The organism is Lysobacter sp. cf310, from assembly GCF_900114355.1.
Taxonomy (GTDB): domain Bacteria; phylum Pseudomonadota; class Gammaproteobacteria; order Xanthomonadales; family Xanthomonadaceae; genus Lysobacter.
Window position 1 is genome coordinate 74294 of record NZ_FOSS01000003.1, and the last position, 21516, is coordinate 95809.

21 protein-coding genes are annotated in these 21516 nt (G+C 70.6%); 10 read left to right on the plus strand and 11 right to left on the minus strand.

All coding sequences use genetic code 11. From position 1 onward, the window contains the following. The first annotated feature begins 28 nt into the window (after nucleotides 1-28). From BMZ45_RS11640 to BMZ45_RS11670, 7 genes are all read left to right on the plus strand, one after another. Nucleotides 29-1654 carry a TldD/PmbA family protein gene (locus BMZ45_RS11640; protein WP_175489049.1) on the plus strand — a complete coding sequence of 542 codons (1626 nt, stop codon included), beginning with the start codon at nucleotides 29-31 and terminating at the stop codon, nucleotides 1652-1654. A 62-nt stretch (nucleotides 1655-1716) separates the two neighbouring features. Then, nucleotides 1717-2421: a DUF4159 domain-containing protein gene (locus tag BMZ45_RS11645; RefSeq protein WP_091636601.1), complete on the plus strand. Its 705-nt coding sequence runs from the start codon at nucleotides 1717-1719 to the stop codon at nucleotides 2419-2421. Nucleotides 2422-2443: 22 nt separating this feature from the next. Then, complete coding sequence (locus BMZ45_RS11650) at nucleotides 2444-3442, plus strand: AAA family ATPase (protein WP_091636604.1); 999 nt, start codon at nucleotides 2444-2446, stop codon at nucleotides 3440-3442. 25 nt (nucleotides 3443-3467) lie between these two features. Further along, entirely contained in the window at nucleotides 3468-4364 is an 897-nt protein-coding gene (locus BMZ45_RS11655) for a DUF58 domain-containing protein (RefSeq protein WP_091636607.1), read from the plus strand. Further along, nucleotides 4361-5515 carry a BatA domain-containing protein gene (locus BMZ45_RS11660; protein WP_091636610.1) on the plus strand — a complete coding sequence of 385 codons (1155 nt, stop codon included), beginning with the start codon at nucleotides 4361-4363 and terminating at the stop codon, nucleotides 5513-5515. The genes BMZ45_RS11655 and BMZ45_RS11660 overlap by 4 nt, the downstream gene beginning before the upstream one ends. After that, on the plus strand, nucleotides 5512-7686 hold the full coding sequence (locus BMZ45_RS11665) for a hypothetical protein (RefSeq protein WP_091636612.1): 2175 nt from the start codon (nucleotides 5512-5514) through the stop codon (nucleotides 7684-7686). Before BMZ45_RS11660 ends, BMZ45_RS11665 begins: the two co-directional genes overlap by 4 nt. Next, nucleotides 7683-9536 carry a carboxypeptidase regulatory-like domain-containing protein gene (locus tag BMZ45_RS11670; protein ID WP_217643193.1) on the plus strand — a complete coding sequence of 618 codons (1854 nt, stop codon included), beginning with the start codon at nucleotides 7683-7685 and terminating at the stop codon, nucleotides 9534-9536. Before BMZ45_RS11665 ends, BMZ45_RS11670 begins: the two co-directional genes overlap by 4 nt. Here the strand turns inward: BMZ45_RS11670 and BMZ45_RS11675 are convergent. From BMZ45_RS11675 to asnS, 7 genes are read right to left on the minus strand one after another with little or no spacing between them, the layout of a single operon-like run. Beyond that, nucleotides 9533-10060, minus strand: coding sequence for a hypothetical protein (locus BMZ45_RS11675; RefSeq protein ID WP_091636615.1), 528 nt, complete (start codon nucleotides 10058-10060; stop codon nucleotides 9533-9535). The genes BMZ45_RS11670 and BMZ45_RS11675 overlap by 4 nt on opposite strands. A gap of 13 nt (nucleotides 10061-10073) precedes the next feature. Then, nucleotides 10074-10859, minus strand: a complete 786-nt coding sequence (locus BMZ45_RS11680; protein ID WP_056174585.1) for an SDR family oxidoreductase — start codon at nucleotides 10857-10859, stop codon at nucleotides 10074-10076. 37 nt (nucleotides 10860-10896) lie between these two features. Beyond that, nucleotides 10897-11520, minus strand: coding sequence for an FMN-binding negative transcriptional regulator (locus BMZ45_RS11685; RefSeq protein ID WP_091636618.1), 624 nt, complete (start codon nucleotides 11518-11520; stop codon nucleotides 10897-10899). A gap of 7 nt (nucleotides 11521-11527) precedes the next feature. Beyond that, entirely contained in the window at nucleotides 11528-11836 is a 309-nt protein-coding gene (locus BMZ45_RS11690; RefSeq protein WP_175489075.1) for a hypothetical protein, read from the minus strand. 14 nt (nucleotides 11837-11850) lie between these two features. After that, a complete protein-coding gene (locus BMZ45_RS11695; RefSeq protein ID WP_056174588.1) occupies nucleotides 11851-12156 on the minus strand; it encodes a hypothetical protein in 306 nt (101 codons plus the stop codon). A 7-nt stretch (nucleotides 12157-12163) separates the two neighbouring features. After that, nucleotides 12164-12517: a hypothetical protein gene (locus BMZ45_RS11700; RefSeq protein ID WP_091636625.1), complete on the minus strand. Its 354-nt coding sequence runs from the start codon at nucleotides 12515-12517 to the stop codon at nucleotides 12164-12166. A gap of 13 nt (nucleotides 12518-12530) precedes the next feature. Beyond that, a complete protein-coding gene (gene asnS, locus BMZ45_RS11705) occupies nucleotides 12531-13931 on the minus strand; it encodes an asparagine--tRNA ligase (RefSeq protein WP_091636628.1) in 1401 nt (466 codons plus the stop codon). 128 nt (nucleotides 13932-14059) lie between these two features. Between asnS and BMZ45_RS11710 the strand changes: the two genes are divergently transcribed. From BMZ45_RS11710 to BMZ45_RS11720, 3 genes are all read left to right on the plus strand, one after another. Then, nucleotides 14060-15145 carry a DUF2891 domain-containing protein gene (locus BMZ45_RS11710; RefSeq protein WP_217643194.1) on the plus strand — a complete coding sequence of 362 codons (1086 nt, stop codon included), beginning with the start codon at nucleotides 14060-14062 and terminating at the stop codon, nucleotides 15143-15145. A gap of 90 nt (nucleotides 15146-15235) precedes the next feature. Further along, a complete protein-coding gene (locus BMZ45_RS11715) occupies nucleotides 15236-15574 on the plus strand; it encodes a HesB/IscA family protein (RefSeq protein WP_056174597.1) in 339 nt (112 codons plus the stop codon). A 218-nt stretch (nucleotides 15575-15792) separates the two neighbouring features. Next, entirely contained in the window at nucleotides 15793-17553 is a 1761-nt protein-coding gene (locus tag BMZ45_RS11720; RefSeq protein WP_091636633.1) for a DUF885 domain-containing protein, read from the plus strand. A gap of 153 nt (nucleotides 17554-17706) precedes the next feature. On the opposite strand, the gene BMZ45_RS11725 is transcribed toward BMZ45_RS11720, so the two are convergent. From BMZ45_RS11725 to BMZ45_RS11740, 4 genes are all read right to left on the minus strand, one after another. Then, nucleotides 17707-18912 (minus strand): TraB/GumN family protein, encoded by a 1206-nt coding sequence (locus BMZ45_RS11725; protein ID WP_091636634.1) that lies wholly within the window; start codon nucleotides 18910-18912, stop codon nucleotides 17707-17709. Nucleotides 18913-19036: 124 nt separating this feature from the next. Then, nucleotides 19037-19777 (minus strand): hypothetical protein, encoded by a 741-nt coding sequence (locus BMZ45_RS11730; RefSeq protein WP_139215475.1) that lies wholly within the window; start codon nucleotides 19775-19777, stop codon nucleotides 19037-19039. Between the two features lie 173 nt (nucleotides 19778-19950). After that, complete coding sequence (locus BMZ45_RS11735) at nucleotides 19951-20877, minus strand: alpha/beta hydrolase (RefSeq protein ID WP_091636639.1); 927 nt, start codon at nucleotides 20875-20877, stop codon at nucleotides 19951-19953. A 22-nt stretch (nucleotides 20878-20899) separates the two neighbouring features. Beyond that, nucleotides 20900-21511: a TetR/AcrR family transcriptional regulator gene (locus tag BMZ45_RS11740; protein WP_091636642.1), complete on the minus strand. Its 612-nt coding sequence runs from the start codon at nucleotides 21509-21511 to the stop codon at nucleotides 20900-20902. Nucleotides 21512-21516: the final 5 nt, after the last annotated feature.

Here is a 21516-nt window from a genome sequence, read left to right on the forward strand (position 1 = left end):
TTCCCCGCTACAGCCGAGCCTGCGACCCGTGCAACGACGCGACTTTCTGAGTTTCACCGGCCTCGGTCTGGCCGGTCTCATGCTTCCCTACGGCCGCAGCATCGCCGCCGAGGCCCTGCTGGAACCGACCGACACCGCGCGCCGCCGCGCCCTGGCCGATACCGCCTTGAACGCCGCGCGCGAGGGCGGGGCTTCCTACTGCGACGTGCGCATCGGACGTTACCTGCGCCAGTCGGTGATCACCCGCGAGGCCCAGGTCCGCAACGTCGTCAACGGCGAATCCGCCGGCGTCGGCATCCGCGTGCTCTGCGACGGCGCCTGGGGCTTCGCGGCCACCGGCCGCTCCACGCCCGAGGCGATGGCCGCCGCGGCGCGTCAGGCCCTGGCGATCGCGCGCGCCAACGCCAAGGCCCAGACCCGCAAGGTCGAACTGGCGCCGGTGCGTGGCGTGGGCGAGGTGCGCTGGGCCACGCCGGTGCGCAAGAACGCGATGGCGGTGCCGATCAAGGACAAGGTCGAGCTGTTGCTGGGCGTCAACGCCGCGGCGATGAAGGCCGGCGCCGATTTCGTCAATTCGACCCTGTTCGTGATCAATGAGCAGAAGTACTTCGCTTCCACCGACGGCAGCTACATCGATCAGGACGTGCACCGCATCTGGCTGCCGCTGACCGCGACCGCGGTGGACAAGGCCAGCGGCAAATTCCGCACCCGCGACGGTCTGTCGGCGCCGATGGGCATGGGCTACGAGTATCTGGACGCCGATCCGGCCGGCAAGCACGCGTTGCCTGGCGGCATGACCGGCTACGGCAGTTCCTACGACGTGATGGAGGACGCGGTCGCGGCGGCCAAACACGCGCGCGCCAAGCTCAAGGCGCCTTCGGTCAAGCCCGGCAAGTACGACCTGGTGCTGGACCCGTCCAATATGTTCCTGACCATCCACGAAAACGTCGGCCACCCGCTGGAACTGGACCGCGTGCTCGGTTACGAGGCCAACTACGCCGGCACCAGCTTCGCCACCCTCGACAAGCGCGAGCAGGGCTATCGCTACGGCAGCGAGTTGGTCAACTTCGTCGCCGACAAGACCCGCCCCGGCAGCCTGGGCGCGGTCGGCTACGACGACGAGGGCGTGAAGACGCGCGAGTGGGACCTGGTCCGCGACGGCATCCTGGTCGACTACCAGGCCACCCGCGACGAGGCGCATATCCTCGGCCACAAGGAGTCGCACGGCTGCAGCTACGCCGACAGCTGGTCCAGCGTGCAGTTCCAGCGCATGGCCAACGTTTCGCTGAAGCCGGGCAAGAAGCCCCTGAGCGTGGCGGAGATGGTCAAGGGCGTGGAGCGCGGTCTGTACGTGCACGGGCGTGGTTCCTATTCGATCGACCAGCAGCGCTACAACGCCCAGTTCGGCGGCCAGCTGTTCTTCGAGATCAAGAACGGCCAGGTCGTCGGCCTGGTCGAGGACGCGGCCTACCAGATCCGCACACCGGAGTTCTGGAACGCCTGCGTGGCGGTCTGCGACCAGCGCGATTTCCGTCTCGGCGGTTCGTTCTTCGACGGCAAGGGCCAGCCCAGCCAGGTCTCGGCGGTGTCGCACGGATCGAGCACGGCGCGCTTCAATGGCGTCAACATCATCAACACCGCGCGTTCGCTGTAGGCGCCGATGCCCAGTGTCGTCGCCCGCAGCCCTCAGGCGCTTCCGAGCGCGGGCGCGTACGCATGAACCGCGCGCAGTTCCTGCGCCTGATGCTGGGCGGCCTGGCCGGCGCGGCCTTGGCCCGGCCTTGGCAGGCGGCCCTGGCCGCGGCCGAGTACGACTTCTGGTTCACCCGTTTGAAGTACGACTCCGGCGACTGGGACGTGGACCAGCGCATGCCGGCCAACCTGATCACCTCGCTGATCGACTACACCAACCTGCGCGTGGATCCCAAGGAGCACGTGCTGGCGCTGGCCGATCCCAAGATGCTGACCGCGCCGTTCTGCTACCTGGCCGGGCACAAGCTGGTCGAGTTCAATCCCGACGAGCGCCGCAACTTCGAGCGCTACGTGCGCAACGGCGGCTTCGTCTTCGTCGACGACTGCAATCACGACATCGACGGCCTGTTCGCGCGCTCGTTCGAGTCGCAGATGGCGTCGATCTTCGGCCGCAAGGCGATGAAGAAGCTGCCCAAGAACCATCCCCTCTACCGCAGCTTCTTCGTCTTCGACGGCCCGCCCGCGACCGGTTTCGAACTCAACGGCTGGGGCGACGACCTGGTCCACGAGTACCTGCAGGGCATCGAGATCGACGGCCGTCTGGGCGTGCTCTACAGCAACAAGGACTACGGCTGCGAGTGGGATTACGACTGGCGCAACAAGCGCTTCCTGGCCGAGGACAACACCAAGTTCGCGGTCAACATCGTCATGTACGCGCTGACCGCGTGAACGAACCAGCAAGGGCACACCCATGAGCCAGACCCCCAGCGAATCCGACATCCAGGCCGAACTGGCCCAGCTGAGCACGCTGCGCAGCGCGATCGCCCAGGCCATCGTCGGCCAGGACGACGTGGTCGAACAGCTGCTGATCGGCCTGCTGGCCGGCGGCCACTGCCTGCTCGAAGGCGTGCCCGGCCTGGGCAAGACCCTGCTGGTGCGTTCGCTGGGGCAGGCGCTGGAACTGCAGTTCCGGCGCGTGCAGTTCACCCCCGACCTGATGCCCAGCGACATCCTCGGCACCGAGCTGCTGGAGGAGGACCACGGCACCGGCCATCGTCACTTCCGGTTCCAGCCCGGTCCGATCTTCACCAACCTGCTGCTGGCCGACGAGCTCAACCGCACCCCGCCCAAGACCCAGGCCGCGCTGCTGGAGGCGATGCAGGAACGCACGGTCAGCTACGCCGGCGTCACCCACACGCTGCCGTCGCCGTTCTTCGTGCTCGCCACCCAGAACCCGCTGGAACAGGCCGGCACCTATCCCTTGCCGGAAGCGCAGCTGGACCGTTTCCTGCTGCATATCCGCGTCGACTATCCCAGCGAGCGCGAGGAGCACGACATCCTGCAGCAGACCACCGGCGCGCACAGCGCGCAGGTGCCGCGAGTGATGCACGGCGAGCAGGTGCTGGCCCTGCAGGCGCGCGTGCGCGAGGTGCATCTGGGCGACGATCTGCTGCTGTGGATCACCCGCCTGGTGCGTGCGAGCCGGCCACGCGACAGTGCCCTGGCCGAGGTGCGGCAGTGGGTGAAGTGGGGCGCCGGCCCTCGCGCGGGCCAGTCACTGGTGCTCGCGGCCAAGGCGCGCGCGCTGCTGCATGGGCGCCTGGCGGCGACCCGCGACGACGTGCTGGCGCTGGCGGCGCCGGTGATGCGCCACCGCCTGCTGCTGTCGTTCGCGGCCGAGGCCGAACAGAAGAGCGCCGACGACGTGATCGCGGCGCTGCTGCGCGGCGTGCCGTACGCCGGCGCCTGAGCATCGGGGCAGGGCGGATAGCGCGATGAGCGGCGATCTGATTCCGGCGGCGGTGCGGGCGCGCTTGCGCACTCTGCGCCTGACCTCGCGGCGCGCGGTCGGCGCGCACGGGCTGGGCCTGCACCGCAGCCGCAGCCGCGGCGCCGGCCTGGAGTTCGCCCAGTACCGCGCCTACGAGCCCGGCGACGAACTGCGCCAGATCGACTGGAAACTGTATGCGCGCTCGGACCGCTTCTTCGTGCGCGAAGCCGAGCGCGAAAGCCCGCTCGCGGTGTGGCTGCTGGTCGACGCCAGCGCCTCGATGAATCAGACCGACGCCGCGCGTCCGAACTGGAGCCGACTGGATGCGGCCAAGGGCCTGGCCGCCTGCGTGGCCGAACTGGCCTTGCGCCAGGGCGACCGCTTCGGATTGATCGGCCTGCGCGGCGACGGCCTGCGCCTGCTCGCGCCCGCCAGCGGCCCGCGCCAGCGCGACCGCCTGCTGCTGGAGCTGCAGGCGCTGTCGGCGCAAGGCGCCTGGCCCGGCAGCGAGCAACTGCGCCCGCTGTGGGAACGCATCGGCGCCGACGACCTGGTGCTGATGCTCGGCGACGGCTTCGACGAAAGCGGCATCGCGGTGGCCGAGCGCCTCGCATCGGCGCGGCGCGAGGTCTTGAGCGTGCGCATCCTGACCGCCGAGGAGCGCGATTTCCCGTATCAGGGCGGGCACCGCTTCCGCGACCCCGAGACCGGCGAGGAACTGCTGGGCGACGGCGTCGCGTTGCGCAACGAGTTCCTGGCGCGTTTCGGCGCGGCCCGCGCGGAGGTCGATGCGCGGCTGGACGCCTGCGGCATTCGCCACGCCGAGTACGTGCTCGATCAGGAGCTCGACCTGCCGCTGCGCCGTTTGTTCGGCGCGCGCGACGCCGCGGAGTACGCGTGAACTTCGCGCTGTTGCTGCCCGCCGCCCTGGCCGCGCTCGCGGCCCTGCTGCTGCCGCTGCTGATCCATCTGGCCCGGCGCAGCGAGCAGCGTCCCACCGATTTCGCGGCGCTGCGTTGGTTGCGCCACAAGCCGCGGCCGCGCCATCGCATTCGCTTCGACGAGCGCTGGCTGCTGCTGCTGCGTCTGTTGTTGCTGGCCTTGCTGGCGCTGTGGCTGGCGCGCCCGGTGATGTACGGGGCGGCGACCGCGCGGCCCTGGGTCGCGGTCGCGCCGGGGCTGGATCCGCGCACGCTGCGGCTCCCGCCCGACGCGCGCGCGCATTGGCTGGCGCCCGGCTTCCCGAAGATCGACACGCCATCGCCGACGCAGCCGGTCGCGCTGGCCAGCCTGCTGCGCGAGCTGGATGCGACCTTGCCGACGGATGTGCCGCTGCGCGTGCTGGTGCCGGCGCAACTGACCGGCGCCGATGGCGAGCGCCCGCTGCTGTCGCGCAAGATCGAATGGCAGGTGGTGGCCGCTGCGGCGCCGGTCACGCCGGTCGCGCGCGCGCCCGCGGTGCCGAAGCTCGCGATCCGCTATGCGACCGAGCGCGCGCCCTCGCTGCCTTACCTGCGAGCGGCGGTGTCGTCGTGGTCGCCGCAAGGCGCCGCGCTCGACGTCGCGGCCACAACGTCGGTCGCGCCCGGCGATCCCGGTACGCGCAGCCTGCTATGGCTGGCGCCGGGCGCCTTGCCTGCACCCTTGCTGGAGTGGGTGGGGGCGGGCGGTAGCGTTCTGCTCGATGCGGGCGCGCCGCTGCCGGCGGGCGCCTCGCCCGCGCCGCTGTGGCGCGACGCCGACGGCGCGGTGCTGGTCGAAGGCGGTCGCTACCGGGACGGGCGCGTGCTGCGCTTCACTCGCGCGCTTACGCCGCAGGCGATGCCGGTGCTGTTGGAGCCCGAGTTTCCGCGCCGTCTGCGCGAGCTGCTGAGCGCGCCGACGCCCGCGCCCACGCTCGCGCTGGCCAGCGACTACGCGCCGCGCAGCGGCGGCCCGGCCTATCCCGCGCCCGCCCGCGATCTGCAACCCTGGCTGGCCTTGCTGATCGGCCTGCTGTTCGCGCTGGAACGCTGGCTGGCCTGCCGGCCCGGCCGCGGGACGACGCCATGAGCGCAACCGGCGAACTGCAGCGCCTATTGCGCGCGGCGCGCTGGCGGCGCGGGCTCGATGCCGTTCGGGTGGCCGCGCCCTGGGCGATCGTCGCGGCGGTCGCCGCCTGGCGATGGGGCGGGGAATGGGTCGCGGCCGCGGCCGCGCTGCTGGCGATCGTCGCCGTCGCGCTGCTGGCCTGGCGCCTAGCGCTGCGCCTGGACACGGCCTGGCTCACGCGCCAGCTCAATGCACGCCGCCGCGACATGGACGACAGCGCCGATCTGCTGTTCGCCGATGCGGCGACGCTGGGCACCCTGCAGCGGCTGCAGCGCACGCGCCTGCAAGGGCGCCTCGAGAGCGCGGCGACGCCCGCGCTGGGACCGGTCGGATCGTCGCGTCGCGCCTGGCTGTCGGCGGTGCTGGCCGGGCTCGCCTTGCTCGGGCTCCTGCTGTGGCCGCGCCCGAACGATGCGCCCTTGAGCGAGCGCCTGGCCGATGCGGTCGGCCTGGCGCCGTCGCCCACGCATACACGGCTGAGCGAGACCTCGTTGGCGATCGCGCCGCCCGCCTACACGCGTCTGCCGGCGCGCGAGGAAGCGCAACTGGAGGCCAAGAGCGTGCAAGGCGCGCGTTTGCGCTGGCGCCTGCGCTTCCAGCCGCAGCCGGGCTCGGCCGAGCTGGTGTTCCACGACGGCCGCCGCCTGGCCTTGCAGCGCCAGGGCGAGGACTGGTCGGCGAGCGCGGTGCTGGAGAAGTCGACGCTGTACCGCATCGTGCTGGATGCGCAGGCGCTGCCCTTGCAGCAGCGGCGCCTTTATCGTCTCGATCTCACCCCCGACCGTGCGCCGCAGCTGCGCGTGATCGAACCCGACCGCGGCCTGAGCCTGCTCACGCCGGGGCAGCGCGTGTGGCCGCTGGTGTTCGACGCCAGCGACGACTACGGCCTGGCCGCGACCGCGAGCCTGCGCATCACCCTGGCCCAGGGCTCCGGCGAGAGCATTACCTTCCGCGAGCAGCGCATCGGCCTGCGCGGCAGCGGCGGCGCCACCGCCAAGCGTTATGCGCATCGTCTGGACCTGGCCGCGCTGGGTTTCGCGGTCGGCGACGATCTGATCGTGCAACTCAGCGTCGACGACAACCGCGCGCCGCAGCCGCAGAGCGCGCGCAGCCCCAGCCTGATCCTGCGCTGGCCGGCGGACCTGGGCCAGGAGGCGACCGGCATCGAAGGCCTGGTCAAGACCACCTTGCCGGCGTACTTCCGCAGCCAGCGCCAGATCATCATCGACGCCGAAGCCTTGTACGCGCAGCGGCGCAAGCTCGCGGCCGCGCAGTACGAACAGCGCTCGGACGCGATCGGCGTGGACCAACGCATCCTGCGCATGCGCTATGGCCAGTTCCTGGGCGAGGAAGCCGAGGGCGAGCCCAAGCCGCCGCCGACCAACGATGCCGAAGACCAGACGCATGCGGACGGCGAGCACGACGCGCAAGCCAAGTCCGAGGCCCACGACGATCACGACCACGCGCCGGCGCAGACGCCCTCGCGTTTCGGCGATGCAGGCTCGGTACTGGAGGAGTACGGCCACACCCACGACCACGCCGAGGCCGCGACCTTGCTGGATCCCGAGACCCGCAAGCTGCTCAAGGCCGCGCTGGACGAGATGTGGCAGTCGGAGCTGCATTTGCGCCAGGCGCATCCGGAGACCGCCTTGCCCTACGCCTATCGCGCCCTGCGCTACATCAAGCAGGTGCAGCAGGCCAGTCGCATCTATCTGGCGCGGGTCGGCCCGGAGCTGCCGCCGATCGACGAGAGCCGGCGCATGAGCGGCGAGCGCGCAGGCTTGGCGCGGCGCGGCGATGCGCTGAGCGCGGCCAGCACGCCCGATGCCAGCCTCGAAAGTCTGTGGCGCAGCCTGGAAACCGCACCGAGCGCGGCGAACGCGACCGTCGACACTGCGGCGCTGGAGCGCTGGCTGGGCGAGCACGAGGCGCGCGTGGCCGATCCGCTCGCGTTCGTGGCCGCGATCGATGCCCTACGCGAGCGTCCCGACTGCCTGGCGTGCCGCGCGCGTCTGCGCGGTTTGCTCTGGCCGCTGTTGAGTCGCCCGCCGGCGGCGCTGCCGCGGCGCGAGGACGGCGGCGAAGAAGGGCGGCGCTATCTCGACGCCCTGCGCAAGGAGTCGGCGCCGTGAATCCCGCCTATGTCACGCCGGAATTCGCCTTGGCCGCACTGCTCGCGCTGGCGGTGTTGGCGGCCTGGACCGGACTGATCCTGCGCCAGGCGCGTGCGCCCGCGGGCGCACGCGCGCGAGGTTGGCGACTGGGCTTGCTGCTGATCGCGCAACCGCTGGGCGCGATCCTGCTCTATCTGGCGCTGTTGCCGCCGCGCTTGCCGGGCGAAGCCGGCACGATGGTGGTCGCGACCCAAGGCGTCGCGGATTTCGCCGAGGGCATCGCCGGCGACGTGCGCGTGGTTCTGCCGGAAGCGCCCACCACGCTGGAAGGCGAGCGCGTACCCGACCTGGCCACCGCCTTGCGCCGGCATCCCGGCACGCGGCGCTTGCGCGTGATCGGCGCCGGCCTGGAGGCGCGCGATCTGGATGCCGCACGCGGCCTGGCGATCGAATTCCGGCCGACGCCTTTGCCGCGCGGCCTCACCGGACTGTGGCTGCCGCGTCGGATCGCCGCCGGCGACGATTTCGTCGTGCATGCGCGCGCCCATGGCCTGGCCGGCGGCAGCGCCGAGCTGCTGGATCCGGCCGGGCAGCGCGTCGATCGCATGGCTGTGGACGCGAACGGCGCCCTGGCCCTGAGCGGCAGTGCGCGCGGCCCCGGCCTCGCCCCGTTCCGCCTGCGTCTGCTCGATGCCCAACGCAAAGCCGTGCAGGACGTCGAGCTGCCGTTGAGCGTCGCCGCCCAGACCGCGCCGCGCATCCTGATCCTGGCCGGCGCGCCCAGTCCCGAACTCAAGTACCTGCGGCGTTGGGCGCTGGACAGCGGCGCCGATCTGCACACCCAGATCAGCGTCGGCGGCGGCCTGCAGTTGGGCGATGCGCCGATCGCGCTGAACGCCGCCAGCCTCGCCGACTTCGATCTGGCCGTGCTGGACGATCGCAGTTGGGAGGGCCTGGGCGCGGCCCAGCGCGCCGCCCTGATCGAGGCCATGCGCAACGGCCTGGGCGTGGCCCTACGCGCGACCGGGCCCTTGTCCGACGGCACGCGCGCGCAATGGCGCGCGCTGGGCTTCAGCGTCGACGCCGGCCGCGATGCCGCCAACGCCAAGCTCGCGCTGGACGGCGGCGCCGACGAAGACGCGATCCGCGCACGCCTCGGCCCCGGCAGCGCCGACGCGCCGCGCGCGCGCGACGAGGCCGTGCCGGAGACGCCAGTGCTGAGCCGGCGCGTGCTGCGACTGGAATCGCCGCAGACCCAGACCCTGCTGCGCGATGCCGGCGGCGTCGCCTTGGCGGTGTGGCGCGAGCAAGGGCGCGGCCGCGTCGCCCTGTGGACGCTGACCGACAGCTTCCGCCTGGCCCTGGCCGGCCGTGGCGATCTGCATGCGCGTTTGTGGAACGACTTGCTGGCCACGGTGGCGCGTGCGCAGAGCGGCGGCGCGCCGGACATCGATACCGAAGCGCGACCGCACCGGCGCATGCGCCTGTGCGGTCTGAGCGCGGGCGCGCGCGTGTCCGCGCCGGACGGCAGCGAGCTGGTGTTGCCGATCGATCCGGCCAGCGGCGCGGCGCGCTGCGCCGCTTACTGGCCGCGCCTGCCGGGCTGGCACACGTTGCGCCAGGGCGAGCGCGCCTGGCCGTTCGCGGTGCGCGCCGCCGACGAAGCGCCGGGCCTGCGCGCGAGCGCCTTGCAGGCCGATACGCTGGCGCTCGCCGCGCAGCCGTCTTCGCGCTCCGACGCCGCGGATGCGTCCGCGAACGCGCATCGCGGTCCGTCCTGGCCCTGGTTCCTGGCCTGGCTGCTGTTCAGCGCGGTGTTGTGGTGGTTCGAGCGTTCGCGCTTTGGACGCATGCAGGCGGCGGTCTAAGCGGGGTCGAGTATTTCGACGCCGTTGGATGCCGATAAACGAAAGGACTGCCAGCCACCGGGCGGATCCCACTCACCGCACCCGACGATCTCGGTAGCGGTCACGCTTTCCACGACGACGCCGTCGATGCCGAGCATCGCGCTGCGCCATTCCAGCACGCCGTCGCGATCGAAGCTGAAGAGGCGCTGCGCGGATGCGACGAGCAGGCGCGCCTCGCCGGCGCTCAAGTTGCCGAAGTAGCTGTCGAGCTCAAACTCGCTCGTGCTGCGATCGCGTAGATCGATGAAATGGACCCGGTGGCCGCTGCCGATTACGAGGTAGTGCGACCAGATCGCGTGAGCTTCGAAGCCGTAGTAGTCGTCCCGATGCTGATACAGATCGACGCGCGCGAACGGACGATCCTCCGCACAGACCACGAAGACTTTGTCGGCCTCATTCGCGGTTGTGCTCGTGCGACCGACGCGGATCGGCTCCATCGCCTGCCAGGGCGTATCGAGATGACGGCCGAGCGCAACGGAGTACATGTCGGGTCGCGGCTCAGATCGATTGCATGCGTCCGCCGTCCACCGCCAGGCTCACGCCGTTGACGTAGGCGGCGGCGGGCGAGGCCAGGAAGGCGATGCTGGCAGCGATCTCCGCGGGCTGGGCGAAGCGGCCGGCCGGCACGGTCTTGCGCATGGTTTCGATGATCGCCTCTTCGGATTGCCCCGAGCTGCGAGCTCGGTCGCCGATGATCTGGGTGATGCGGCCGGTCTCGGTGTAGCCGGGCAACACGTTGTTGACGGTGATGCCGAACGGCGCGAGTTCGCGCGACAGGGTCTTGGCCCAGCTCGCGACCGCGCCGCGGATCGTGTTGGACACGCCCAGGCCGACGATGGGTTCCTTCACCGAGGTCGAGATCACGTTGACGATGCGACCCCAGCGCGCCGACTGCATGCCGGCCAGTACCGCCGCGACCAGGGTCTGGTTGGCGAGCAGGTGGCGGTTGAAGGCATCCAGGTAGGCGTCGAGCTGGGCGCTGTGGGCGGGTCCGCCGGGCGGGCCGCCGCTGTTGTTGATCAGGATGTGCACCGGCCGACCGGCGGCGAGGGCTTCGACCTGCGCGCGCAGGCCCGCGGTGTCGGAGACGTCGGCGGCGATCCAGCCGTGCTGCTGCGCCGCGCGCGTGGGCAGTGCCGCGACCACCGCCTGCAGCGCATCGGGCCGGCGCGCAAGCACGGTGACGTCGGCGCCGAGCAGGGCCAGCTCGTGCGCGGCGGCGCGACCGATGCCGTCGGAGCCGCCGCATACCAGGGCGTGTTTGCCGGTGAGATCGAGGTCCATGGCGGTGCTCCGGTTGCGATACGGCGTGGGAGAGGGATCAGGCGTCGGGCAGGCCGGCGCGCATCAGCGCGGCGACCTCGGCCGCGTTCTCGCTGCCCAGCGCGTCCAGGCGCTCGGCCACCGCGACCCGGTTGGCGAGCGGGTGGTTCTGGCTGAGCTTGAACTTGAGCGTGGCGCGTTCGACCTCGAAACGGAAACCGACGATGCCGCGCAGTTGCCGGCGCAGCGCCTCGCGCTCGACCTCGAAGCGCCAGTCGCTGCCGACCTCGGCTTCGTGACGGACGCTGAGATCGTCGACCAGGCGCGCGAGCTCGGCTTCGTCGTCAAAGGTGTCCAGACGCCCCTGCAGATGCGCGACCGCGTAGTTCCAGGTCGGCACGCGCGCGGCTTCCTCTTTGTCGGTGTACCAGCCCGGCGAGATGTAGGCATGCGGCCCATGCACCACGGCCAATGCGGGCCCGGCGTGCTGGGATTGCGGATTCGGCTTGGCCCAATGGCCGCGCAACTGGATGCGCTGGCCGTCGCGGCGATAGAGCACCGGCAAATGCGACACCGTGGGCTCGCCGTCGCGCACGCTGATCAGGCTGACGAAGTTGTCGCGCGCGAACAGCGCGTCCAACGCGGCCAGGTCGGTCTCGGCGAAGGCGCGCGGCAGGTACATGCGCGGCTCAGTGCCGCTGCGGCAGCTTGCGCACCATCAACTCGCGCAGCGTCTCGTCGTCGTCGGCGCGCGGCGGGGTCAGCTCGTCCACCGCGAAACCGCGCTCGGCCGCATCTTCGTCGTCCAGACCGTCCAGCGACACGAACTCGGCGTCCATCAGGGCCGCGCGGGCCGTGTCCTCGCTGTCGTAGGCCAGGGTGTTGCCGTCGCTGTCGAAGACCTCGGCGGTGCCGGCCTCGCGCACGCGCAGGCGCGCCCAGATCACGGTGCGGCCCAGGGTGGCCAGCCACCACTCTTCGCGCAAGGTTTCGTTCATGGGATTCTCGTCGTTCATGGCAGCACCGTGGACAGCGCCCACAGCAGGCCGGCGCAGACCAGGCCGGCGATGATGGTCAGCAGCGACAGCCGGGCCGGATTGGCCAGGCCGTCGAGGTTGCGGTCGTTGGCGCTGCGATAGCCGCGACCCAACAGCCAGCGCCAGGCCGAGGGATTGGCGAACGCGCCCGCGCCGAGCTCGCGCTGCAGGTCCGGATGGCGGTCGCGGATGTGCACCAGCGACAGCGGCCAGAAAATCACGAAGGCGCAGAAGCCGGCGATGGCGACGGCGACGAACAGCAGGGCAAGAAACAGGATCACGGGCTACTCAGGATTGCGGTGCGCGGTATTCGCCGATGACTTCGATCGGCCCGACGATGTGGTCGTTGAGCTGCTCCAGCTCCTCGGCCGGTACCCACCATTCGGTGTGGTGCGCGCCGCCGACCTTCTGGATTTCGTAGCGCGCCATGAAATCCGCATCGACTTCGAAACGGGTCACGTAGCCGACGCCGCTGTCCTTGATGTTCCACTGGGTGGCGATGTCGATCGCGTACTGCTCGTTGGTCACCGGATAGAAGATCGGCTGCTCGGGCAGGCGCGGCGGCCAGCGCCGGAAGCCGCTGGCCTCGACCAGAGCCAGTTCCTTCGGGCCGGTCGGGCGATACAGGGTCACCGTGGTCATGGCGCGCGGTGGCTCAGAACTCTGCGCTGCCCGGCGCGCGCGGGTAGGGGATCGCGTCGCGGATATTGCTCAGGCCGCAGACGTAGACCACCAGGCGCTCGAAGCCGAGGCCGAAGCCGGCGTGCGGCACCGTGCCGTAGCGGCGGAAATCGCGGTACCAGCCGTAGTGGGCCGGGTCCAGGCCGAACTGGGCCATGCGCGCGTCGAGTACGTCCAGGCGTTCTTCGCGCTGGCTGCCGCCGATGATTTCGCCGATGCCCGGCGCCAGCACGTCCATCGCGGCGACGGTCTTGCCGTCGTCGTTGAGGCGCATGTAGAAGGCCTTGATGTGCTCGGGGTAGTTGGTCACCACCACCGGGCGGCCGACGTGCTGCTCGGTCAGCCAGCGCTCGTGCTCGGTCTGCAGGTCCAGGCCCCATTCGACCGGGAAGTCGAACTTCTGCCCCGACTTCTGCAGCAGGCCGATCGCATCGGTGTAGTCGATGCGCTCGAACGGCGCGTTGACGAAGGCTTCCAGGCGGGTGATCGCATCGGGCTGGACGCGCTCGGCGATGAAGGCCAGGTCGTCGCCGCGCTCGTTGAGCGCCGCGCGGAACATGTACTTGAGGAAATCCTCGGCCAGGCGCGCGTTCGCGGCCAGGTCGTTGAAGGCGACCTCCGGCTCGATCATCCAGAACTCGGCCAGATGGCGGGTGGTGTTGCTGTTCTCGGCGCGGAAGGTCGGACCGAAGGTGTAGACCTTGCTCAGCGCCAGCGCGTAGGCCTCGGCGTTGAGCTGGCCGGACACGGTCAGGAAGGTTTCCTTGCCGAAGAAATCGCGCGAGAAATCGACCTCGCCGTCCTTGCCGCGCGGCAGGTTGGCCAGATCCAGCGTCGAGACGCGGAACATCTGGCCCGCGCCCTCGGCGTCGGACGTGGTTATGATCGGGGTGCTGATCCAGTTGAAGCCGTTCTCGTGGAAGAACCGGTGCGCGGCCTGGGCCAGGCTGTTGCGGATGCGGGTGACCGCGCCGAACAGGTTGGTGCGTGGGCGCAGGTGGGCGAACTCGCGCAGGTATTCCAGCGTGTGCTGCTTGGGCTGCATGGGGTAGGTCAGCGGCTCTTCGACCCAGCCCACCACCTCCAGCGCGCTGGCCTGGATCTCGTAGCTCTGGCCCTGGCCTTGCGAGGCCACCAGGGTGCCGGTGGCGATCACCGAGCAGCCCGTGGTCAGGTGCTTGACCTCGCTGTCGTAGTTGGCCAGCGTCGCCGGCGCCACCACCTGGATCGGCGCGAAGCAGGAACCGTCGCTGACATTGACGAAGCTGAGCCCGGCCTTGGAATCGCGACGGGTCCGCACCCAGCCGCGCACCGTGACTTCACCGCCCGCCGGGACCTTGCCTGCGAGTGCCTGTTCGACGCTGACCACCGTCATGGGATTCCTGCCTCGGAACGCTGTTCGATAAGAACCGGGGATGATAGCGGATCGGCGCGGCCCGAAGCGCCGGCGGCGCCGCTACACTCGGCCCAGAATCGGGCCCGGATCGGGCAGGGGAGCGGGACATGGGACGTGGCTGGATGGGGGCGCTGCTGTGGCTGTGCGCCGCGAGCGCGTGGGCGCAGGCGCCGGTGGCGCTGGACGAGACCCGCGCCGCGCGCTTCGCCAAACTGGCGCTGGACTGCGTGCAGCGCGAGTATCCGAACAAGCTCTCGCACCAGTTGCGCAGCGACGCCGACGCGTTGCCGCCGCGCACGCTCTATCCGGCCTTCTACGGCTGCTACGACTGGCACTCCTCGGTGCACGGGCATTGGCTGCTGGCGCGGCTGCTGCAGCGCTATCCGCAGGCCGAGTTCGCCGCGCCCGCGCGGCGCGCCCTGGCCGCCAACCTGACCGCGGCCAACATCGCCGGCGAACTGGCCTATCTGCGCGCCGGCAGCGACGAATCCTTCGAGCGTCCCTACGGCCTGGCGTGGCTGTTGCAACTGGGCACGCAGCTGCGCGGCTGGGACGATCCGCAGGCGCGGCAGTGGGCCGCGGCGCTGGAGCCGCTGGAGCGCGAGGCCGCCGGGCGCCTGCTGCGCTGGCTGCCCAAGCTGACCATGCCGATCCGGGTCGGCGAGCATTCGCAGACCGCGTTCGCGTTCGGCCTGGCCCTGGACTGGACCCAGGCCAGCGGCGATGCGCGGCTGCGCGAGGCGCTGCTGGCGCGCGTGCGCCAGTTCCATCTGAACGATCGCGACTGTCCGATCGCCTACGAGCCCTCCGGCCAGGACTTTCTCTCGCCCTGTCTGGCCGAGGCCGATCTGATGCGACGTGTGCTGCCGCCAGCCGAATACGCGCGTTGGCTGAAGGCTTTCCTGCCCGGCATCCCGCGCAAGGCCGACGCCGGCTGGCTGACCCCGGGCGTGGTCCTGGACCCCACCGACGGCAAGCTCGCGCACCTGGACGGGCTGAACCTGAGCCGGGCCTGGATGCTGGAAGGCATGGCGCGCGGCCTGCCGCCGGGCGACCGCCGCATACCGGCGCTGCGCGCGGCCGCCGCGCGCCATCGCGACAGCGGCCTGGTCGCGGTCAGCGGCGCGCATTACGCCGGCGCGCACTGGCTGGGCAGTTTCGCGACTTATCTGCTGGCTCCGCCCGAAACTTGAAACGCTGCGTCCCGGGGCCATATCGGTAGGGCCCAGGCCGTCGCCACGGCCTGCCTGTTACCATGACCGCCTAGCAACGAGAGTCCCCCGATGTCCGTCAGCCTCGCCCCCGCCGCCCTCGAACGCGTCCGCCATTTCCTGGCCGAGGCGCCCGATGCCCTGGGCCTGCGTTTCGGCGTGACCCGCACCGGTTGCTCGGGCTGGCAGCACATCGCCGACCTGGCCCGCGACCAGCGCCCGGGCGACACCGTGTTCGAACAGGACGGCGTGCGCATCTACGTCGATCCGATCAGCCTGCCGCTGGTCGACGGCACCCGCATCGAGTTCATGAAGCAGGGCCTGGGCGAGCAGTTCGTGTTCCAGAACCCGAACGTGAGCGCCGAGTGCGGCTGCGGCGAGAGCTTCACCACGGCCGCCGACGCGGCCTGAGCCTGCGCGGCCCGGCCGGGTCGCGACCTCCCCCTGACGGTTCCGATCCCGCGCCGTGCGCGGCGGGTCGCGTCGTCTCGACCGCGACTGAAACCTCGCCCGCCCGCGCGGAGACCCGGCCTGTCCGAATCGGTCCGATAGTGCCGACATTGACTTTCGGCCTAGCGCCGATGCGCAAGTCGCGGGCTAGACTCGGGATCCGCTTCCAGGGGATCGTCATGTTCCGCAAGCTCGTGTTCGCCGCGCTCGCCGCGGCCGTGTTCGTGGTCGCGCCGGCGCGCGCGCAGACCGCCGACGCCCGCCTCAAGGCCTATTTCGAGGCCGAATGGGAGCGCGGCCTGGTCGAGAGCCCCGAAGGCGCCAGTTACAACGGCGACAACCGTTTCAACGACCGCTGGACCGATCGCAGCCTGGCCGCGATCGCCCAACGCGAAGCCGCCGATCGCGAGGCCTTGACCCGCCTCAAGGCGATCGACCGCGCCGCCCTGTCGGCCGACAGCCAGCTCGATTACGACACCTACGCCTGGAACCTGGAGCGCAACATCGAGCGCCAGAAGTTCCGCGAGTACCTGCAGCCGGTCGGCCACCAGGGCGGCGTGCAGACCGCCGACGGCATCGCCGAGGTGCTGCCCTTCGCCAGCGTCAAGGACTATCGCGACTGGCTGGCGCGCTTGAACGCGCTGCCGGGCGTGATCGATCAGACCAGCGTGCTGATGCGCGAAGGTCTGAAGCAGGGCAGCACGCCGCCGCGCGTGCTGATGCAGCGCGTGCCCGCGCAGATCGCCTCGCAGATCGTCGACGATCCCGCCAAGAGCGCGTTCTACCGCCCGTTCCTGCGTTTCCCGGCCACGGTGCCCGAGTCCGAACGCGCCGCGTTGCAGGCCCAGGCCAAGCAGGCGATCGCCGAGCGCATCGTGCCCGCGTACCGCAAGTTCGCCGCCTTCTTCAACGACGAGTATCTGCCCAAGACCCGCACCGGCATCGCCGTGGCCGAGCAGCCCGACGGCAAGGCCTATTACGATTTTCTGGCGCGCTACTACACCACCACCGACCTGAGCGCCGAGCAGATCCATCAGACCGGTCTGCAGGAAGTCGCGCGCATCCGCGCGCAGATGGAGCAGGTCAAGGCCGAGGTCGGCTTCAAGGGCACGTTGCCCGAGTTCTTCGCCTATCTGCGCAGCGATCCCAAGTTCTTCTACAAGACGCCGCAGGATCTGTTGACCGCGTATCGCGCGCTCTCCAAGCGCATCGATCCGGAGCTGGTGAAGGTATTCCACACCATCCCGCGCCAGCCCTACGGCGTGCGCCCGATTCCGGACAATATCGCGCCGGATACGACCACCGCCTACTACCAGCCCGGCGCCGTCGACGGCAGCCGCGCCGGCTTTTACTACGTCAATCTGTACAAGCCGGAGGTGCGCCCGAGCTGGGAAATGATGGCGCTGTCGCTGCACGAGGCCGTGCCCGGGCATCACTTCCAGTTCGCACGCGGCCTGGAACTGCCGGAGCGGCCGATGTTCCGCCGCACCGCGTACTTCGTCGCCTACGGCGAAGGCTGGGGCCTGTACGCCGAGCAGCTCGGTTACGACATGGGCCTGTACGACGACCCCTACGATCGCTTCGGCCAGCTCACCTACGAGATGTGGCGCGCGGTGCGCCTGGTGGTCGACACCGGCATGCACGCCAAGGGCTGGAGCCGCGAGCGCGCGATCGCCTACTTCAAGGACAACGCCGCCAAGACCGACCAGGACATCGTCAACGAGGTCGATCGCTACATCGGCACGCCGGGCCAGGCGCTGGCTTACAAGATCGGCCAGCTCAAGATCTCGGCGCTGCGCGCCAAGGCCAAGGCCGCGCTGGGCGAGCGTTTCGACCTGCGCGCGTTCAACGACGAAGTGCTGGCGACGGGCTCGGTGCCGCTGCAGGCGCTGGAGGCGCATATCGACGCGTGGATCGCGGCGGAGCAGGGCAGGCGCTGAGCTCGCTGGCTACTGGGGAAGAGCAAATCCCCCTCTATCCCCCTTTTTCAAAGGGGGAAGGCGAACCGGTGCGATACGGGGCGCTCCGAAGTTGATGGTTCCCCCCTTTGAAAAAGGGGGCTAGGGGGATTTGCTCCACCCGCTCTCAACCGATCAACCGATGAGCTTGCCCAACATCCGCAACCCGCCCGTCCACACGCCGATCGCGGTGCCCAGGCTGGTCAGGAAGAAGTTCAGCAGCACGCGCGCGACCCGATTGCGCCACCAGCCGCGCCAGGTCTGGACGTCGTCGCGCAGGGCCATGAAGTCGGCGTAGGTCGGCTTGCGTACCCAGGCCTCGGTGAGCGCGCTGAGCGTGCCCGAGGCCAGGGCCGGATGCAGCGGGGTGATCGGCGAGGCCACGAACGCGACCAGGATGCTGAGCGGATGGCCGCCGGCGACCGCGCAACCGATCGCGCCGAGCACGCCGGTGGCCAGCACCCACTGCAGCAGCAGGTCGGAGCCGACGTCGATGCCGCCGCGCCAGAAGCCCCAGGCGAAGCCGCCGAGCACGAACGCGGACAGGAAGATGGTGAACCAGGGCACGCTGCTCTTCTGCGGCAGCGACTCGAGTTCCTCGCGCACCGTCGCCGGCGCGCGGGTTTCCTCGCGCAGATGCTGGGCCAGGCCCTGCAGGTGGCCGGCGCCGACCACGGCCAGCACTTCGCGCGCGTCGCCGTGCGATTCGCGCAGACGCGCGGCCATGTAGCGGTCGCGCTCGGCGATCACGCTTTCGTACAGCTGCGGGCTTTCGCTGGCGAATTCGCCGAAGCTGGATTCGAGCATGTCGCCCTGCTTGAGCTTCTCGATCTCCTCCTCGCCGACTTCCTCATCGACGAACAGCGCCGCCAGCAGGCCGCCGCCGAGCTTGGCCCGGCCCCACCAGCCCAGCTTGCTGGAGGCCCGCTTGAAGGTCAGACCGACCTCGCGGTCGATCAGGTGCACCGGCAGCTCGCGCTGGCGCGCTTCCAGCACCGCGCGCTTGAGCTCGGCGCCGGGCTCGATGCCGAGCTGCTCGGCGAGCCGGCGCTGGTAGGCGGCCAGGGCCAGGTTGGCGGCGAACAGCGCGGTCTTGCCGGTGCGCAGGACCTGGATCAGGTCCAGGCGCGCGAGCGCGTCGGGGTCGGTGAGCGCCTGCAGGCGCTGCGGGTCCAGCTCCACCGCGACCGCGTCGTAGGCGCCGCTGCCGATCGCGTCGCGCACCGCGTCCACGCTGGCCTGCGATACGTGCGCGGTCCCGAGCAGGGTGTAGCGGACGCCGTCGCGTTCGACGATGGCATGGGGTTGGCCGTGCAGGCCGTCGCTGATCGGTGCATTCATTCGGTGATTGGGCGCCGTACGGGGGCTGGCACAGGAAGGCCGGCAGGATAGAGGCTGGGGGGAATAGCGGCAAACTGCGTAGGTCCGACCGCGGCCGGGCCGGGAAGTGCCCGGCCCGGCGCGATCATTGCTCGCGCGCGGCGAACGGCGCCCGGTACCAGAACACCAGGCCCAGCGCGAGCAGGGCCGCGCCGATCCAGCGCAGCCAGCGCGGCCAGGCCGGCGCCGGCCGCAGCAGGTCGAGCTGGTCCACGAACAGGGTCTCGCAGGCGCCGTTGCCGGTGTCGTCGCGCGACAGCGAGGTGCCGCGCACGAAGTTCATCCCGGCCTGGTGCTTGTACACCGCGAGCTGGCCGCGCAGGCGCACCTGATCGCCCACGCGCAGCGCGCGGATGCGCTCGGCGATGTCGCTGCGTTCGGTCAGCAGATGATTGTTGGACAAGGCGCGGGTGTGCGCGGGCCCGATCGCGGCGTCGCCGCTGTAGCGGAAATTGCAGGTCCACTGGCCGTTCCAGAACGCCATGCGCTCGTAGGCGCCGTCGCTGGCGTTGGCGCCCCACACCAGGCACAGGTCGGCGACGTTGAGATGGTCGTTGGCGCGGGCGTGGAAGCTGTCCCAGAACGTGTCCGAATCGTGCCGGCTCACCACCAGGCCGGTGATGTCGTAGTCGGCGACCGGTTCGATGCGGTAGTCGACGTCGCCGGCGCGCACCGAGAACGGCGCCTCCTCGACCGCGCGTTGCCGCGGTTCGGTCAGGACCTCGGGCAGCAGCAGGCCGTGCTCGGGCACGGTGTCGCGCTTGAGGTAGCCGAACGCGAGCAGGCCGGCGCCCAGGATCAGCATCAGGCGGACCGGGGAGATCACGGGCGCGCGCTCCTGCGTGCGTCCGAGCGCGCGCGCCGGGCGTGGGTGTGCGTAGCCGAATTCACCGCGTCTTCCCCTGGTTTCGCCGCGGCCTGCGGCCGCCAGCGCGCAGAGTAGAAGCAAGCGCGGCGCCGGAACAAGAGCGGCGCCGCGACCGGCCCGCGGCGAGGCGCTCAGGCCCAGCCGTAAGGCAGATTGGGGCTGGACACCATGCGATCGCCGACGCATTCGCCGTGCAGGAAGCGCAGGCCGGCCTCGATCACGCTGCGGTCTTCGAGCACGCGCTTGTGGCCCAGGCCGCTGGTGCTGAGCAGGCGCGAGTCGGGCCAGTAGCGTGCGTAGCGCTCGCCCTCCGACCAGGGCACTTCGCGGTCGCCCAGGTCGTGCACGATCAGGGCCGGGCTGGCGATCGCCGGCGCGTTGAGATGGGCCTGCTGTTCCTCGAAGCCGATGCCGATGCGCGCTTCGAAGTAGGCGAACATGCGCCGGCACAGGTGCTCGCCGATCCAGACCAGATCGGCGAAACGGTAGGCGGCCGCGACCGGATCGGCGGCGGGCGCGATCAGCACCGCGCGTTCGGCGCGCAGGCCGCGCGCCATCGCCAGCAGGGTCGCCGCCCCGCCCAGCGAATGGCCGATCACCGCCGCCGCCGGGCCGTAGTGGCGGCCGACCGCGAGCAGGTGGTGGGTGAAGTCGGGCAGGGTGCTCTGGCGGCCGGGGCTTTTGCCGTGCGCGGGCTGGTCGAACGCGACCACCGCGTAGCCGTCGCCGCGCAGGCGCTCCAGCCAGGGCGCGATGCGGGTGCCGTGGCTGGACCAGCCGTGCGCGAACAGCACATAGGGCTGACGCTGCGGGTCGCCCCAGACGTAGGTGACGATGCGGTGGCCGTCGACCTCCAGCTCGCCTTCCTGGGCGCCATTGCTGGGCGCGGCCAGCGCACGGCTGCGCGAGGACGCGAACGGGGTGCTGAACAAGCGGGCGGCGCGCTGCACGGCCGCCTCGGGCGCGAACCGGCTGCCGATCAGGAAGCCCAGGCGTACGCCGTAGAGCTTAATAAAACTACGAACGGTCGTGCTAATTTTAGAGATGAGCGGGTACATGGCGGAGCCTCTCTGCGCGAGCTCAGGCGGTGGGGGAGGAGTAGGAACGGATCAGGCGTTCGAACGCGCGATGGCCGCGCTCGACGCTGGCTTCGAAGCCGAACAGGCCGGCGTCGTGGTGCACGACCAGGGCCAGCCCGTAGATCTCGAACGCCAGCTGGTGGGCGTCGGTGCCGGCTTGCAGTTCGCCGGCGTCGACCGCCATCTGCACTGCGCGCGCGATGTCGTTGCGCCAGCGGGTTTCGTGTTGCAGCACGCGATCGCGCAGCACGCCGGGGCGGTCGTCGTACTCGTTGACCGCCGACAGCAGCACGCAACCGCCGGAGGTGTGGCGGGCCCAGTCGAACCAGGCGGCGATGATCGCGCGCAGGCGCGGCAGGCCGCGCTTGGCCTTCAGCGCCGGCAGCAGCACGTACTCGAGGAAGCGCTGGCCGGCGGCGTCCAGCACCGCCAACTGCAGGTCCTCGCGCGAGCCGAAGTGGGCGAACACGCCGCTCTTGGACATGCCCACGGCCTGCGCCAGCGGACCGATCGACAGGCTCTCCAGGCCACCGCCAATGGCGATGCTGTAGGCCCGGTCGATGATCGCGTCGCGGGTGGCGGCGCCTTTGCCGGTGGCGGTCAGATTGGACATGGCCT